Consider the following 16294-nt stretch of genomic DNA (forward strand, 5'->3'; position numbering starts at 1 on the left):
TTCGCGTTGTTCAGAATGACAAATTACATTAAATTTACAGTATGCAAGACGTAATAAACAATCTTCCTAAGCTCGCCAAAGATAAACATAAGGAAAACAAAACCTTCTTTACAAAGCTTAAAAAAAAGCCGCCTAAGCAATTAGATTATATCATGCAAGATCTTCATGATGTAGAATTTCAGCGCACCGATTGTTTAGAATGTGCTAATTGCTGTAAAACGACTGGACCATTATTTACACCTAAGGATATTGAACGCATTGCAAAACACTTTAAAATGAAGCAACAGCAATTTATTGACACCTATTTAAGGTTGGATGAAGAGAATGATTATGTGTTGCAATCGGTTCCTTGTACTTTTTTAGGAACTGATAATTATTGCTCAATTTATGAAGTGAGACCAAAAGCATGTCGTGAATTTCCACATACGGATAGAAAAAAGTTTCAGCAAATCTCAAACTTAACATTAAAAAATGTATCAATTTGTCCTGCTGCTTATAATATTGTTGAGGCCATGAAGCAACGAATTAAAATGTAACATACAGCCTATGAAAAAGACAATTCTCATTGGTCTACTTTTTTTTGGATCACTTTCGGTTTGCCAATCGCAAGAATGGATGACCTCTTTAGATGTAGCTAAAAGCCTTGCTTTTGTTCAAGATAAATTACTTTTCGTAATCTGGGAAGATGTTTCGTACCAAGAGTTTCATGTGATAGTAAAAAAAGAGAATGGAACTCCGGAAGTAGTTAACTTGTTTGAAAATGAAATTCTGAATGAAATAATATGGGAACATTTTGTGCCAGTTATTATTAGTGAACATAATTATCAAGCACTTTTCAACGAGATAAAAGGAAAACGAAGTCAGCTGTATATAGATAAATTTAATGATGACACCATAAAAATCATGGATATAAATGGTCAGATCATTAACACTACACTTGAGTATTATGACTATTTAGATATAGCAGAATTTATTGCCAAATATGCCTTAAACACATCATTTTTAAAGGAAGAGTTAGCCTTTTACAGAGAGCAACAAGATTTTAATTCGGCGTATCACTTAGCATCACAATATGCTGATTTTTCTGTTCATGTTAACGATGATGTGAAACCAGAAATAGTAAAACTATCCAATTATTATTTGAGTGAAGCTGAAGGTTTTATCGCAAATGATAATTCTGTTATACTAAAACAAAAAATTGAACTTCAAAAAATTAAACAAGCTTTGGTTTTAGGAAAGGCTAAAAAAGTATTGAGACAACTAAAACGAATTGATAGTGCTAAGGTTGATGCTTCAAACGAAGCTCTTTTTGCATTTTTGAATTTCACAGCTTATATTCTTTTAAAAGATGAAACTAATGCTAGTATATGGAGAAGTAAAGTTTCTTTAGTAAATTTGAAGAAAGCCAACTTAATCGTCAAGAATAATTCCTAAACGCTTGGAAACACTCATTAATTATTTTGAAACCATTCCGTCACTTCATAGAAGTTTGATTTTAGTTGGTGGACTCACATTTTTCTGGTTGTTAGAAGGTTCATTGCCTTTAGTCAATTTTAAATACAAGAAATGGAAACATGCCTTACCAAATATCTTTTTTACGATAACAACTATTGTCATTAATTTTGGCCTAGCATTTATGTTGATTGGGACTTCCGATTGGGTAAAGGACAATCAGTTTGGAATTATTAACTGGATACCTAATCTGCCACTTTGGGCTTATGTTTTGCTTGGTGTTTTACTTTTAGATTTTATTGGAGCCTATCTTGCTCATTTTGTTGAACACAAAGTAAAGCCACTTTGGATGGTTCATCTGGTGCATCATACAGATCACAATGTAGATACGACTACTGCTAATAGACATCATCCTCTTGAGAGTGTCATTAGATTTGTGTTTACGCTAGCCGGAGTATTTATTATTGGAACACCAATAGCTATTGTTTTTTTATATCAGTCATTATCGTTAGTGGCTACGCAATTTAGTCACGCTAATATTAAGTTGCCAAATAAAGTTGATAAGGCTTTAAGTTATATTATAGTGTCTCCAAACATGCATAAAGTACATCATCATTACAGGTTACCTTATACAGATAGTAATTATGGTAATATCTTTTCAATTTGGGATAGACTCTTCGGTACTTTTATGGCACTTGATCCTAAATTAATTGTTTATGGCGTTGATACATTTCCTGACGAAGAAGCCAATGGAAAAATTGGAGCACTCTTAAAACAACCGTTTCATAAATACCGTAAACCGACTACGATAAAGTCTTCAGAGTAGCATAAAAACAAACTCTTGTTTTCGATTAAGTGCTCATTTTAAACGTTTTACGATCTAAATTTTTGTTTTGAAAACTCTATAAATCATGTAGTTCATCCCTTTTTTTCTTCTTTTTGTTTCATTCATCGAATCTTTATTGGAATTCAACCAACTTCTTGCTCATGAAGTTTTTCACCACATACATTTGAGTATAATTATATGCAATCTCTCATTGGAGAAAAGTACCTCTAAGAAAGATTGATTTTAGTTTTTTGTTAACCTTTAAATGACCCCAATCATGAACAAGATTACTACAATTGGCATGCCAATTCACGGCCTTATTGGTCTCGTTTTATTCGCATTGTTTTTTAATAGTAGCCTGTCTGCACAAGAGACCTATACTACGATTAGAAAAAATGTAAATCCATTAGCGTTTAATTTAAACCACGATTTATCCAGTACTCAGGATTCATTGCTTCTAGAAAACAAATTTATTTTTAAGAGAGTTCGTTTTATAAGCGATCAGGCCGAAAAAGTATTTGATTTTAAACCAGCAGTTAAGAGTGCTAAAATTCCTTTAGACGAATTGCCTTTAGGAAAATATACAGTTATGTTTTATCAAGCTGATAAAATTATTGTATTTCAAATCGATAGATTATTACCATTCGGTTCATTGCATGGTTTAGAAGTTGAAGCTATTGCTGTAAATGAACCTGAAATTATAGCCGAAGAATTAGATGTGGCATCTATTGATGCTGAGGTTTTATCAAACACTAGTGATGGTGTTGACTTAGATTTTGACGCAACAAATTTGAGTATTGCTACAAATGGTACTGATTTAGATTACGAAAGTGAAGACATGTACTTTAAGAAATCGTATAATCTTTCGGATGCTAATAGAGATCAAGTTCAAACTAGAGCAGATTACAGGCGGAATAATTTAAGACCTAATGGTAAGCCTTACAATGACGACTAATTTGTAGTCTCATTTGTAAGAAAATATCCATACTTCGGTTTTATTTGCCGTTCATAGGTTTTTTTGTGTGTAAACACTTAAAGAGTTTTAGTTTAGTTGTCTGGGATTATAATTAAGCTATTAGTTCATTATCGTTGACGTTAACAGCGTGTGCACATGAAATCAGTTTTCGTTATAGTCTTTCTTGTTTTAATAACATCTCCTTTTAGTAATCTTCAGGCTCAAAATGATTTTGCCATTCTTGAAAAAAATGTCAATGTAAGAGCGAAAGGTTTAATTCAAAAATTAAATAAAACAAAAGATACACTCTTGCTTGAAAGCAAAACTTTAATTAATAAAGTGTATGCTGTCAATATGAAATACAAACGAGAGGTAGATCTTTCTGTTAGGGATAAAACTGTAAAAATTCCATTAAAAAAATTAAGTAAGGGCAAACATGTCTTTGTTGCAGTACAATCTCCTGTACGCATTGTATTTGTTGTTAAAATCTTAAGAGATAATTCTGTTTTATTAGCTCTGGAAGATGATAAATTGGTTTCTAAAGAATAACTTATTTATAAAGTAAATACTTAGATCTAATTGTTTTAAATTCTGAAATCCCATCTGTCCACGAATGTCTAATCTCCTTTTCAGATAAACCAGCTTCTATTTGTTGTTGCAACTGTTTGGTTCCTGCCAACTTGATAAAAAAGTCGTTAAAGAATTTTTGTTCGCCTACCGATTTATTAAACGCTCCGATTAAGAATTGCAAATTAAGCAAGTTAAGTGTTTTATGATCTCTAAGATCTTCACCATAGCACAAGTCGCCTTTGTGTTTTGGATATTTTGCGCCTTCATTGGGTTGCGGTACAAATTTAAAAGTGTAATCTTCTTTATCTAAAAACGGACTTCCATAGACTTGAAACTGCCCAGAAGTCCCACGACCAGCACTGACATTGGTGCCTTCAAAAAAGCATAAACTTGGATATAAATTTATTGCGACATCATTTGGTAAATTTGGTGAAGGCTTTATTGGTAAACTATAGGATGTTTCATGCGTATAATTTTGAACAGGAATCACCGTGAGTTCACATTTAATTCCGTGATCAAGCCAATGTTCGCCATTAATCATTTGTGCATATTCTCCAATGGTCATTCCATGAACCACAGGAATTGGATGCATTCCGACAAAACTTTTGTGTTCCATTTCCAAAATTGGTCCATCAATATAATGTCCATTAGGATTAGGTCTGTCTAAAACAATCAACGGAATATTAGCTTCAGCACAAGCTTCCATTACATAATGTAAAGAAGAAATATAAGTGTAAAATCGAGCACCAACATCTTGGATGTCAAATACCACAAGATTTAAACCTGCTAATTGCTCTTGAGACGGCTTTTTGTTCTTTCCATAAAGAGAAACAAGAGGTAAACCGGTTTTGGTGTCTATCCCATCTTTTACAATTTCACCAGCATCAGCAGTGCCACGAAAACCATGTTCAGGTGCAAATACTTGTTTAACATCAATACCTAAAGCAATTAAAGAATCTACTACATGGGTATATGATTTATGGTCAGATTTAAAAATTACACTAGTCTGATTCGCTACAATACCAATGCGCTTTCCGTTCAGTAATGGCAAATATGTTTCGGTTTGATTTGCACCAACAATAATTGATTCAATACTAGTTTGATTGTCAGCCTGAACTTGATTCAGGATCTTTTTATTTTGAGCTGAATCGTCCTTTGTTTTATTTCCACAGGAAATCAGAACTAAAACAAGTATAATAATAATTGGGAAAACCCTATTTTTGAACATCTTAAAACGCATATTTAAATTTTGAATTACGAGTTTTTTATAGCTAAACGCATTATTGGTAGTAAAGCGTATAAAAGTAGTGTTTCGGCTCCAATAATAAAAATTGGAATCACTGCAATTGCGGTTGGTATAATTGTTATGCTTATTGCTATTGCGACTGGTTTAGGGCTTCAAAAAAAAGTGCGAGAAAAGGTAATTGCATTTAATGGGCATCTCACCATTAATAATTACGATAACAATATTTCAAACGAATCTGTAATACCAGTTTCAACCAAACAAGATTTTTATCCAAACTTCAATACCATTGAAGGTGTGAAGCACATACAAGCCGTCGCAACTAAATTTGGAGTGATTAGAACCGAAACCGATTTTGAAGGCACTGTTCTAAAAGGCGTTGGCAAAGATTACGATTGGTCTTATCTCAAAGATTTTTTAGTTGAAGGTAGTTTGCCAAACACATCCAAAGATTTAAAAAATGAAGTGCTTATTTCTAGTTATTTGGCTAATCGACTTGCGTTTCAAGTAGGAGATTCGTTTCAGATGGTTTTTGGAAAAGATAATATAGATGAGATTCCTTTTATTAGACAATTTACTATTGTTGGTATTTTTAATTCTGGGTTTCAAGAAATTGATAAAACATTTATGCTTGGTGATCTTCGGCATGTGCAACGTTTAAATAAATGGGACGCTAATCAGATTGGTAATTTTGAAGTGTTTATTGAGGATTATAGTAAGTTGAGTGAGATGGATGCAAAAATAAGAGCAGCTACACCTTCAAACCTAAATACGCAAACCATTGAAGAAAAATATTATACGACGTTTGAATGGATTAAAATTTTCGACAATAACACCTATGGCATAATCGCTATTATGATAATCGTTGCAGGAATTAACATGATAACAGCACTTTTGGTTTTAATTCTAGAACGTACACAAATGATAGGAATTTTAAAAGCCTTAGGTAGTTCTAATTGGAGTATTAGGAAAATATTTTTATACAATGCAACCTATTTAATTTGCTTGGGTTTATTTTGGGGAAATGTTATCGGATTGACATTATTGTATATTCAGAAACAGTTTAGTCTGCTTAAATTCCCAGATCCAGAGCAATATTATGTATCTATTATTCCGGTACATATTGGTATAGATTATATTATTCTTTTGAATATTGGGACGTTCATTGCTTGTTTTTTAATGCTAATGATTCCGTCAATAATCATCACAAAAATTTCTCCAGTTAAGGCCATTCGATTTGAATAATTCTTAATAAAAAAACAATTTTGTTTACAGTTTAAATATCTATTTTTGCAACGCAAAACAATAACTATGGATTACGCAGAAAATATTTTAGGAACAATAGGAAATACACCTTTAGTTAAGCTGAATAAGCTAACAGCTGAATTACCATGTTTGGTATTGTCAAAATACGAAACCTTTAATCCAGGAAACTCGGTAAAAGATCGCATGGCTTTACAGATGATTGAAGATGCCGAAGCTGATGGTCGTTTAAAACCAGGAGGAACAATTATAGAAGGAACTTCGGGTAATACTGGTATGGGTTTAGCACTTGCTGCAATCGTAAAAGGTTACAAATGTATTTTTGTAATGGCAGATAAACAAAGTAAAGAGAAAGTAGATATTATGCGTGCTGTTGGAGCAGAAGTCATTGTTTGTCCTACAGCTGTCGAGCCTGATGATCCGCGTAGTTATTATTCTGTATCAAAGCGATTAGGAGAAGAAACACCTAATTCTTGGTATGTAAATCAATATGATAATCCGAGTAACACGAAAGCACACTATGAAAGTACAGGTCCTGAAATTTGGAAACAAACCGATGGTAAAATCACACATTTTGTTGTTGGCGTAGGAACAGGTGGTACAATCTCTGGTGTTGGAAAATATTTAAAAGAACAAAATCCAAATATAAAAATTTGGGGAGTTGATACCTATGGAAGTGTTTTCAAAAAATATCATGAAACTGGTGTCTTTGATGAAAATGAAATTTACCCATATGTCACCGAAGGAATTGGTGAAGATATACTTCCGAAAAATGTAGATTTTTCAATTATCGACGGATTTACAAAGGTTACCGATAAAGATGCTTGTGTGTATACCCAAAGACTAGCAAAAGAAGAAGGTATGTTTTTAGGCAATTCTGCTGGATCTGCAATAAAAGGTGTATTGCAATTAAAAGAACATTTTAAAAAGGACGATGTTGTCGTTGTTTTATTTCATGATCATGGCAGCCGTTATGTCGGAAAAATGTTTAACGACGATTGGATGAAGAAAATGGGATATATTGATTAAGTAATGTCGATAAAATAATTTAAATATATAAGCTTGAATTCTATTCAGGCTTTTTTTGTTTTCAAGCGGTATTATTAGAAAAGAGTTAAGATTTTCTTACTTTAGTAAAATAGTCGAAACAACCCATGCAATTCAAAAAATATAAAGCATCTCCTGCATACCAACAACTAATTGCATATTTCTGGACGATTACGTCTACAGATAATGACATTGATAATTCTTCTTATAGGTTTGTTCCAGACGCTTATGTAGATTGGGTCTTTCATTTAGAATCACCTTGGCAATGTGATTTTCCAGACACAGACATTCAATCTAAAACAGGGAAATTTCATGTGTTTGGTCAAATTAAAAAGCACATTAATTTATACCTTCCAGAAAGTGATTTAAACGTTTTTGGTGTTAAATTCCATCCTTGGGTAGCCAATCAAATTTGGAAAGTTGATATGCATTATCTTACTAATGGCTGTTTGAATTTGACAGATCTTGATCTTCCTGAAATGACTATTTTACAAGAAAAAATTTGCTTGGCTAATTCAATTTCTGAAAGAATTAAGTTAATTGAAGCCTACCTTTTGCCTTATGTGAATTATAATGACGATCAAAGTTTAAAAACCATTTTTAAACGGCTAGATGTTGGTATTCATAGTATAAAAAAACTAGATGCAGGTGTTGGATTAAGACGGTTACAGCAACGGTTTAAAAATGAAATTGGAATATCACCTAAACTGTTCTTGCGTACATGCCGAATAAATGAAGTGATTGAAAAGATGAAAGAAAATACGAATCAATCTTTAACTCAGTTGGCTTTGGAGTTCGACTATTTTGATCAAACACATTTTATTAAAGATTTTAAGCATTTTACAGGACTCAGCCCAACAATGTTCTTAAAATCAATTCATCCAGATGGTGATATTTTAAATCTTCGTATTAATTGAATATTTCGCTTTTTTACTATTTCATAAAATTAGCAACTCCTATTTTGTGAACTTAAATTTTAAAGCTTATGAAACTACTAAACCTTCCAAAATACGTATGTATTCTATTTGTGTGTTTAATGTCTTTTGTATCATTAGCACAATCTTGGCAAACCTTAAATGTGAATACATTTGGTTGGCGTTTTGAGGATATGCTGTTTGTCGATACTGAAATTGGTTGGGTTGTAGATGGAGGAGGACAAATACTAAAGACTATTGATGGAGGATTGACTTGGAATCAGCAATATTATAATAGTAATCAATACTTTAGAAGTGTAGAGTTTTACGGTGAAAATATTGGTTTTGCTGGTACTCTTGCTAATGGAAATCCGAATGCTACACTTTTGAAAACTATTAATGGAGGCCAAACGTGGACAGATATAACGTCAACCTTACCTGTGAATATACCTGGTATTTGTGGCATGCACATGACTAATGAAAACACTATTTTCATTACTGGTACATTTTATAGTTCCGCATATATTATGAAATCTATAGATCAAGGTAGTACATGGACCTATACTAATATGGGTAATTTGTGCAATGCTTTGGTTGATATCTATTTTAAAGACGAAAATATCGGCTATGCAGCTGGACAAAGTGCTCAAGGCACTGGTTTAAGAGGAATTATAGTCAGAACTGCTGATGGTGGTCAAACATGGAATACGGTTACAATAGGAAATGATTCTAATGAGCGTATTTGGAAAATTCAAGAAATAAACGATTCAATAATGTATGCATCTGTTGAAGCTTTTACGTCAACACCAGAATATTATAAATCTATTGATGGTGGACTAACATGGCAACTCAACTCGGTAACATCTGCTGGAGTTGAAGGCACTATTCAAGGTATTGGATTTCTAAATGAAGACATAGGTTGGGTAGGCGGTTATAATACGTTTTTTTATGAGACTACTAATCAGGGAAGTAGTTGGGAATATAAACCTTCAGTTGGAACAAGTTTTAATCGTTTTCAACGTGTAAACGACACATTAATGTACACGTCTGGCACTAATGTTTATAAATATGTTGATTCTTCTCTATTAAGTATTGAAGAATTTGAAATTAATAAGCCTAAAGGACATTCGATATCAATAAAAGGTTCAAACATAATCAAAGATAATGCTGTTATTAAATTGAATTTAATTAATAACACGTATTGTGAAATTAGTATATACAACAGTTCCGGTCAGCGTGTTCAGGTAGTAACACAAGATCGTAAAAAGGTTGGTGAGCACGAAATTTCTTGGAATGCTTCAGCATTAGCTTCAGGGAATTACTTTGTTGTATTGTACACCTATCATGGCTATGAATCTATAAAAGTTGTAGTAGATTGATTATGAACTAAGTCAAGAAATTTGTATGTAGACTTGTTGGTTTCGTCAATTTTATTACTTTTATATAATGAGAGAAAATTTTCTACATTATATCTGGAAACATAAAAAATTTGATGTCCTCAATCTTAAAACAACACAACATGAATCCTTAGCTTTAGTTTCTGTTGGTCACCATAATCACAATTCTGGACCAGATTTTTTCAATGCACAATTAAAAATAGGACAGCAGCTTTGGGCAGGAAATGTAGAGATTCATATAAAGTCTAGTGATTGGTTTGCACATCACCATGAACAAGATAGCGTCTATGATAACGTGATTTTACATGTAGTTTATGAACATGATACAGATATCTTTAGAAAGGATAATTCAACTATTCCAACCCTAGAATTGAAACCGTACATTAATTCAGATGTTTTAGGTACTTATCAAAAACTTTTTTCAAATTCATCGAAATGGATTAATTGTGAAAATGACTTTGCTCAAACAGAAGATTTTGTAGTAAATTATTGGCTTGAGCGCTTGTATGTTGAACGTTTAGAACGAAAGTCAAAAATCATTCAGGACTTGCTTGTAGCCTCTAAAAATAATTGGGAAGCTGTACTATTTAAAATGCTAACCAAAAATTTCGGACTTAAAGTCAATGGTGATGCTTTTTTTAGTTTAGCACAATCAATAGAATTTTCAGTAGTAAAAAAATCTCAATCCAAAGTATTAGCCATAGAAGCATTATTATTTGGTCAAGCAGGATTATTAGAAAAAGATTTAGAGGATAAATATTATCAAGACCTCAAGGAAACCTTTAATTTTTTAAAACAAAAATTTCAGCTGTCTAATACTTATGTCTTGCCATTTCAGTTTTTTAGATTGCGTCCACCAAATTTTCCAACGATTCGTTTATCTCAATTAGCATCACTGTATCATGAACAACAAAGTTTGTTTTCAAAGCTTATAGTCAGTAATACTTTAGAGGATTTCTACAGACTTTTAAAAGTATCTACATCTGAGTATTGGAAAACCCATTACACATTTCAAAAGTCATCTAAATCTAGAGAAAAGACCTTAACAAAATCGTTTATAGACTTACTATTGATTAATACCATAATTCCTCTTAAATTTACCTATGCGAAACAAAAAGGCGAAGAAATTAATGACAAGCTTATAGAGATTATGAGAGCAATTGATTCTGAAAAGAATTCAATAATAAAAGGGTTTGATACACTTAAAAAGGTTTCAAATTCAGCTTTAGAATCTCAAGCCTTAGTGCAGTTAAAAACCGAATATTGTAATAAGCATCAATGTTTGAAATGTGCGATTGGAAATTCACTTTTAAACAAATAAACTTTTAATGTTTTAAACTAAAGACTAAATTGCAATATAAAATGAGCTTGATGAAATTTTTCTACCAAATGCTTTACTATTTTCAAAAACGAGGCTATTACGTGTGTCAACGTATTGCTGATCGTTTAGGAATTAGAGCAAAAGTAGTGCGTACCTCATTTATGTACCTCACTTTTGTTACTGTAGGATTTGGTTTTGCCTTGTATTTATTCTTTGCGTTTTGGATGAGAATCAAAGACATTATTTATACTAAACGATCTTCAGTATTTGATCTGTAATATATGAATCCACTTATAAAATTTTTTAGAACCAAGATTTACACAGCAGTTTTTTTGTTGACCTTGCTTTTAGCAATTGGTGTTATTGGATTTAAGATAATGTCTAATTATTCTTGGGTAGATTCTGTTTATATGACAGTAATTACAATTACTACTGTGGGCTTTGGTGAAGTTCAGCCATTAGACGATAATGCAAAAATTTTCACCATTTTTTTAATATTGGCAAGCGTCATTATTTTGGGTTATGCCATTACTGTAATTACAGAATACATATTGAGCAAAAATGATATAGAAGAAATAAAACATAAAGAGATGCTAAAGAAAATTGATAAGCTTAAAAATCATATTATTATTTGTGGTTTTGGTAGAAACGGTAAACAAGCAGCACGAAAACTAAATGCTCATAATAGACCTTTTGTAATTATAGAAAAGAATAAAGATGTTATAGAAAAATTTCAAGAAGAAGAGCTACCGTTTATTTTTGGTAATGCTAATGAAGATGAAACTTTAATCGAAGCTGGTATTGAAAGAGCAAGCACCTTAATTTCTGCCTTGCCAAACGATGCCGATAACTTGTTTGTCGTGCTATCAGCTAGACAAATTAATAAGAGTATGAGAATTATTAGTAGAGCATCTCAAGAAACCTCTTACCAAAAGTTAAAATTGGCAGGAGCAAATAATGTGATTTTACCAGATAGAATTGGAGGTGATCATATGGCATCTTTAGTAGTAGTGCCAGATTTAGTTGAGTTTATAGATAATTTAGGAATCGTTGGTGAACACAATATTAATATTGAGGAAGTGATGGTCGATCGACTTTATGATACAGATAAAGTAAAGACAATTAAAGATTTAGACTTAAGAAGAAAAACAGGTTGTACAGTAATTGGGTTTAAAGATGGAAAAGGTGATTACCTTGTCAACCCTGAAGCTGAAACTAAATTAATAGGAGGTTCTAAGATTATTGTTCTTGGGCGACCAGAGCAAATAGAAAAGCTAAACTCTTTATATGATATCAAGTAGATAAGACCCATTTTAACAATGGATGCTTTAAATAATCATTTTTTTTTAGCATCTTGTAAACCGTATTAAAACTAACTAATTTAAATAATTCTCAATATGAAGAAATGTCTTCTGTCACTTATTGCAATTTTACTGCCTATTATAACATTCGCTCAAGAAGCCCAAGAAATGGGTATTGATGAAAAAATCGATCAAGTTTTTGGAGACGCAACAGGATGGTTTGTAACCTTTATATTTTATCAAATTGATTTTGGTAGTGGAATAAAAGTGTTTTGGGTTTTATTCCCTTTAATTATAGGTGCTACATATTTTACTTTCTATTTTAGATTAATAAATATTAGAGGTTTTTTCACATCAATTAATATAGTGCGTGGAAAATATGATGATTTAGAAGAAAGAGAGAATCATAAAGTGGAAGCTGCTAAATCAACATTTACTGATGAAGATGACAATCCTGATACCATAAGAGTTGAAGGACATGAAGGAGAAGTGTCCCACTTTCAAGCCTTAACAGCTGCGTTATCTGCAACTGTAGGTTTGGGTAATATTGCTGGTGTTGCTATTGCTGTATCTATTGGTGGTGCAGGAGCAACCTTTTGGATGATTATAGCTGGTTTACTTGGGATGGCTTCAAAATTTGTAGAGTGTACGCTCGGTGTAAAATATAGAGACATAGCTGAAGATGGAACTGTTTATGGTGGCCCAATGTATTATTTAACCAAAGGACTCAAAGCAAAAGGTATGGGTGGATTGGGAAAAATTCTCGCCGTATTATTCGCCATTTTTGTAATTGGTGGTTCTTTTGGAGGTGGAAATATGTTTCAAGTTAATCAGGCGTTTCAATTAGTACAAAGCATTACTGGTGGAGAAGAATCATTCCTTTACGGAAACGGATGGTTGTTTGGATTGGTAATGGCCATATTTGTTGGTATAGTTATTATTGGCGGAATTAAAAAAATTGCTAAAGTAACTGATAAAATTGTACCATTTATGGTGGTCATATATGTTGCTGCATCCTTATTCGTGATTATTGCCAAATACGATATGGTTGGCAGTGCATTTGCGGCAATTTGGAATGGCGCTTTTAGCCCAGAAGGAATTGCAGGTGGTGTCATTGGAGTACTTGTACAAGGATTTAGACGTGCTGCATTTTCAAATGAAGCAGGTGTAGGTTCAGCTTCTATTGCGCATTCTGCTGTGAAAACAAAATATGCTGCCTCAGAAGGAATGGTAGCTCTGCTGGAACCTTTTATTGATACTGTTGTGGTTTGTACAATGACCGCTTTGGTATTAATTATTACAGGTTTCGTAGATCCTTTAAATCCTCCTGCAAACGATGCTCAAGCAATTTTGTTAACCTCTAGTGCTTTTGAATCTTCAATTTCATGGTTCCCTTATGTGCTAACTATTGCAGTAGTCTTGTTTGCCTTTAGTACCATGATTTCTTGGTCTTATTACGGTTTTCAAGGATGGGCTTACCTTTTCGGAAGAACTAAAAAAATGGAATACGCTTATAAATTATTATTTTGTGTATTCGTAGTTATTGGAGCAGCGGCAAGTTTAGGTTCTGTGATAGGATTTTCTGATGCCATGATTTTCGCTATGATGGTTCCTAATATGATTGGTCTGGTAATATTAGCGCCAAAAGTTAAGGAAGAATTAAATAAATATATGGCTGCTATAAAGGCTAGAAAAGAATAACAAATTATGTCAAAATATAAATCCCACTTCACGTTTACCAAACAACAACGAAGTGGGATTTTTGTATTATTGCTACTCATTCTTGCTTTGCAATGTGTTTACTTTTTTGTTGATTTTTCTTCGGAAGACATTAAAGTCAATCAAAATGAATTGGCACTGTTTCGGGCTGAAGTTGATTCACTTAAATTAATAAAGTTAATAGAAAGTAAACCGAAAATCTATCCATTCAATCCAAATTTTATAACCGACTATAAAGGCTATACACTAGGAATGAGTACAGATGAAATAGATAGACTATTAGCCTTTAGAAAACAAAATCAATGGGTGAATTCAGTAAGTGACTTTCAAAACGTAACTGAAGTTTCAGATTCATTATTAGATAAAATTTCTCCCTATTTTAAGTTTCCAGATTGGGTAACTAATCCAAAACCTAAAACACAATATTCGTATGCTAAGGATAGCAAACCAAAATCATTTGATCAAAAGCTAAATTTAAATACAGCCACAGCAGAACAACTAAAAAAAGTTAATGGTATTGGTGAAAAACTATCCGAACGAATTGTCGCTTATAGAACAAAACTAGGAGGAAGCTTTATTGATGATGTGCAACTTCAGGATGTATATGGTTTATCGCCAGAAGTAATCAATCGGACTTTAAACGAATTTACAGTTAAAAATGCAAAACCAATTGTAAAGTTAAACTTGAATTTAGCAACCCTTGAAGACCTAGTGACTATTCAGCATATCGATTATGAAATTGCTCATTATATTATTGAAGAACGTACACTTCGAGATGGCTTTAAATCTTTAAATGAGTTAACAAAAGTAAAAGACTTTCCTGTCAAAAAAATTGAGATAATTAAGCTATATTTGACACTCTAATTTAGATTAAAAAAATTGCACTATGAATAGTAGGTATTTCACTGAAGAACATGAGTTGTTTAGACAAAGTTTAAAGGATTTTTTACAAAAAGAAGTGGTTCCTCACATTGAAAAATGGGAAGAAACAGGACATATTGAACGCTTTATTTGGGAGAAATTTGGTGAAATGGGATTCTTCGGAATTGCATATCCTGAAGACTATGGAGGAATGAATCTAGATTTGTTTTACACCGTTATATTACTTGAAGAACTTCAGAAAATAAATTCTGGTGGATTTGCAGCAGCTATTTGGGCACACGCCTATTTAGCAATGACACACGTTAATAAAGAAGGCGATCATGCAATCAAAGAAAAATATTTAGCTCCTAGTATCACTGGAGAAAAAATAGGATGTCTATGTATTACAGAACCTTTTGGTGGAAGTGATGTAGCTGGAATGAGAACTACAGCTGTAAAAAAAGGTGACACCTATGTTATTAATGGTTCCAAAACGTTTATTACAAACGGTGTCTATAGCGACTATTTGGTTGTTGCTGCAAAAACAACGCCTGAGCTAGGAAATAAAGGGATTAGTATTTTTATTATGGATAGAGATACACCAGGAATTTCTGCTACCAAACTGGATAAATTGGGTTGGAGAGCTTCAGATACGGCTGAGATTGCTTTTGATAATGTTGAGATTCCTCTATCTAACCTAATGGGTGAAGAGAATAAAGGTTTTCCGTATATCATGCAACACTTTGCTCTGGAGCGTTTAATTATGGGAATAAATGCTCACGCAAGAGCTGAGTACGCTTTAGAATATACGTTGAATTATATGAGTGAACGTGAAGCCTTCGGAAGAACAATCAATAAATTTCAAGCACTTCGCCATAAAATAGCAGATCGATATACCGAAATGGAAATCTGTAAAGAGTTTAACTATTCTGTTGCTCGAAGATTAGACCAAGGTGAGTATGTAGTTAAGGAAGCAACGATGTCAAAACTTCAGTGTACAAAAATGGCAGATGAAGTCATGTATGATTGCCTACAATTTTTAGGTGGCTATGGCTACATGGAAGAATATCCTTTGGCTAGATTATTGCGTGATAGTAGACTTGGTCCAATTGGTGGAGGAACTTCTGAAATCTTAAGAGAGATTATCGCAAAAATGATAATTGACAAAAAGGATTATAAACCAGCGACGTAGATAATTTATTATCGTTTTTGCGAAAATTGCCCAACAATTTGCAAAAATGGTAATTGACAAAAAGGATTATAAACCAGCGACGTAGATAATTTATTATCGTTTTTGCGAAAATTGCCCAACAATTTACAAAAATGGTAATTGACAAAAAGGATTATAAACCAGCGACGTAGATAATTTATTATCGTTTTTGCGAAAATTGCCCAACAATTTGCAAAAATGGTAATTGACAAAAA

The 16294-nt window shown here is 32.6% G+C and carries 16 protein-coding genes; 15 read left to right on the forward strand and 1 reads right to left on the reverse strand.

Annotated features, from left to right (window positions below):
- Positions 1 to 41 precede the first annotated feature (41 nt).
- The 5 genes from VOI25_RS12850 to VOI25_RS12870 all read left to right on the forward strand — a co-directional run bounded on the left by VOI25_RS12850 (position 42) and on the right by VOI25_RS12870 (position 3782).
- Positions 42 to 536 carry a YkgJ family cysteine cluster protein gene (locus VOI25_RS12850; RefSeq protein WP_323789487.1) on the forward strand — a complete coding sequence of 165 codons (495 nt, stop codon included), beginning with the start codon at positions 42 to 44 and terminating at the stop codon, positions 534 to 536.
- 10 nt (positions 537 to 546) lie between these two features.
- Complete coding sequence (locus VOI25_RS12855; protein ID WP_323789488.1) at positions 547 to 1434, forward strand: hypothetical protein; 888 nt, start codon at positions 547 to 549, stop codon at positions 1432 to 1434.
- A gap of 4 nt (positions 1435 to 1438) precedes the next feature.
- A complete protein-coding gene (locus VOI25_RS12860) occupies positions 1439 to 2278 on the forward strand; it encodes a sterol desaturase family protein (protein WP_323789489.1) in 840 nt (279 codons plus the stop codon).
- Between the two features lie 277 nt (positions 2279 to 2555).
- On the forward strand, positions 2556 to 3233 hold the full coding sequence (locus tag VOI25_RS12865; RefSeq protein WP_323789490.1) for a hypothetical protein: 678 nt from the start codon (positions 2556 to 2558) through the stop codon (positions 3231 to 3233).
- Positions 3234 to 3389: 156 nt separating this feature from the next.
- On the forward strand, positions 3390 to 3782 hold the full coding sequence (locus tag VOI25_RS12870) for a hypothetical protein (RefSeq protein WP_323789491.1): 393 nt from the start codon (positions 3390 to 3392) through the stop codon (positions 3780 to 3782).
- 1 nt (position 3783) lies between these two features.
- Here VOI25_RS12870 and VOI25_RS12875 read toward each other — a convergent pair whose 3' ends face one another.
- Positions 3784 to 5043: a DUF1343 domain-containing protein gene (locus VOI25_RS12875; protein ID WP_323789492.1), complete on the reverse strand. Its 1260-nt coding sequence runs from the start codon at positions 5041 to 5043 to the stop codon at positions 3784 to 3786.
- A 9-nt stretch (positions 5044 to 5052) separates the two neighbouring features.
- Between VOI25_RS12875 and VOI25_RS12880 the strand changes: the two genes are divergently transcribed.
- The 10 genes from VOI25_RS12880 to VOI25_RS12925 all read left to right on the forward strand — a co-directional run bounded on the left by VOI25_RS12880 (position 5053) and on the right by VOI25_RS12925 (position 16061).
- Positions 5053 to 6291: an ABC transporter permease gene (locus VOI25_RS12880; RefSeq protein WP_323789493.1), complete on the forward strand. Its 1239-nt coding sequence runs from the start codon at positions 5053 to 5055 to the stop codon at positions 6289 to 6291.
- A 66-nt stretch (positions 6292 to 6357) separates the two neighbouring features.
- Complete coding sequence (locus tag VOI25_RS12885; RefSeq protein ID WP_323789494.1) at positions 6358 to 7338, forward strand: cysteine synthase family protein; 981 nt, start codon at positions 6358 to 6360, stop codon at positions 7336 to 7338.
- A gap of 125 nt (positions 7339 to 7463) precedes the next feature.
- Positions 7464 to 8273, forward strand: coding sequence for a helix-turn-helix domain-containing protein (locus tag VOI25_RS12890; protein ID WP_323789495.1), 810 nt, complete (start codon positions 7464 to 7466; stop codon positions 8271 to 8273).
- A 68-nt stretch (positions 8274 to 8341) separates the two neighbouring features.
- Positions 8342 to 9649: a YCF48-related protein gene (locus VOI25_RS12895; protein WP_323789496.1), complete on the forward strand. Its 1308-nt coding sequence runs from the start codon at positions 8342 to 8344 to the stop codon at positions 9647 to 9649.
- Between the two features lie 67 nt (positions 9650 to 9716).
- The gene (locus tag VOI25_RS12900; RefSeq protein WP_323789497.1) at positions 9717 to 10988 is read left to right on the forward strand and encodes a DUF2851 family protein; all 1272 of its coding nucleotides are present in this window, start codon (positions 9717 to 9719) and stop codon (positions 10986 to 10988) included.
- 50 nt (positions 10989 to 11038) lie between these two features.
- Positions 11039 to 11266 (forward strand): PspC domain-containing protein, encoded by a 228-nt coding sequence (locus tag VOI25_RS12905; RefSeq protein WP_323789498.1) that lies wholly within the window; start codon positions 11039 to 11041, stop codon positions 11264 to 11266.
- Between the two features lie 3 nt (positions 11267 to 11269).
- On the forward strand, positions 11270 to 12289 hold the full coding sequence (locus VOI25_RS12910; RefSeq protein WP_323789499.1) for a potassium channel protein: 1020 nt from the start codon (positions 11270 to 11272) through the stop codon (positions 12287 to 12289).
- 96 nt (positions 12290 to 12385) lie between these two features.
- Complete coding sequence (locus VOI25_RS12915; protein ID WP_323789500.1) at positions 12386 to 13990, forward strand: alanine/glycine:cation symporter family protein; 1605 nt, start codon at positions 12386 to 12388, stop codon at positions 13988 to 13990.
- Positions 13991 to 13996: 6 nt separating this feature from the next.
- Positions 13997 to 14872, forward strand: a complete 876-nt coding sequence (locus VOI25_RS12920) for a helix-hairpin-helix domain-containing protein (protein WP_323789501.1) — start codon at positions 13997 to 13999, stop codon at positions 14870 to 14872.
- Between the two features lie 22 nt (positions 14873 to 14894).
- Positions 14895 to 16061 (forward strand): acyl-CoA dehydrogenase family protein, encoded by a 1167-nt coding sequence (locus VOI25_RS12925; protein ID WP_323789502.1) that lies wholly within the window; start codon positions 14895 to 14897, stop codon positions 16059 to 16061.
- Positions 16062 to 16294: the final 233 nt, after the last annotated feature.

The sequence above is a fragment of the Psychroserpens sp. genome (genome assembly GCF_034670085.1).
In the GTDB taxonomy this organism is placed as follows: domain Bacteria; phylum Bacteroidota; class Bacteroidia; order Flavobacteriales; family Flavobacteriaceae; genus Psychroserpens.

Bases quoted from the DNA above. Each gene is read 5' to 3' on its own strand.
- VOI25_RS12910 (WP_323789499.1), top strand. From the start codon at position 11,270: ATGAATCCACTTATAAAATTTTTTAGAACCAAGATTTACACAGCAGTT.
- VOI25_RS12895 (WP_323789496.1), top strand. From the start codon at position 8,342: ATGAAACTACTAAACCTTCCAAAATACGTATGTATTCTATTTGTGTGT.
- VOI25_RS12885 (WP_323789494.1), top strand. From the start codon at position 6,358: ATGGATTACGCAGAAAATATTTTAGGAACAATAGGAAATACACCTTTA.
- VOI25_RS12850 (WP_323789487.1), top strand. From the start codon at position 42: ATGCAAGACGTAATAAACAATCTTCCTAAGCTCGCCAAAGATAAACAT.
- VOI25_RS12900 (WP_323789497.1), top strand. From the start codon at position 9,717: ATGAGAGAAAATTTTCTACATTATATCTGGAAACATAAAAAATTTGAT.
- VOI25_RS12870 (WP_323789491.1), top strand. From the start codon at position 3,390: ATGAAATCAGTTTTCGTTATAGTCTTTCTTGTTTTAATAACATCTCCT.
- VOI25_RS12875 (WP_323789492.1), bottom strand. From the start codon at position 5,043: ATGCGTTTTAAGATGTTCAAAAATAGGGTTTTCCCAATTATTATTATA.
- VOI25_RS12920 (WP_323789501.1), top strand. From the start codon at position 13,997: ATGTCAAAATATAAATCCCACTTCACGTTTACCAAACAACAACGAAGT.
- VOI25_RS12855 (WP_323789488.1), top strand. From the start codon at position 547: ATGAAAAAGACAATTCTCATTGGTCTACTTTTTTTTGGATCACTTTCG.
- VOI25_RS12905 (WP_323789498.1), top strand. From the start codon at position 11,039: ATGAAATTTTTCTACCAAATGCTTTACTATTTTCAAAAACGAGGCTAT.
- VOI25_RS12865 (WP_323789490.1), top strand. From the start codon at position 2,556: ATGAACAAGATTACTACAATTGGCATGCCAATTCACGGCCTTATTGGT.
- VOI25_RS12915 (WP_323789500.1), top strand. From the start codon at position 12,386: ATGAAGAAATGTCTTCTGTCACTTATTGCAATTTTACTGCCTATTATA.
- VOI25_RS12890 (WP_323789495.1), top strand. From the start codon at position 7,464: ATGCAATTCAAAAAATATAAAGCATCTCCTGCATACCAACAACTAATT.
- VOI25_RS12925 (WP_323789502.1), top strand. From the start codon at position 14,895: ATGAATAGTAGGTATTTCACTGAAGAACATGAGTTGTTTAGACAAAGT.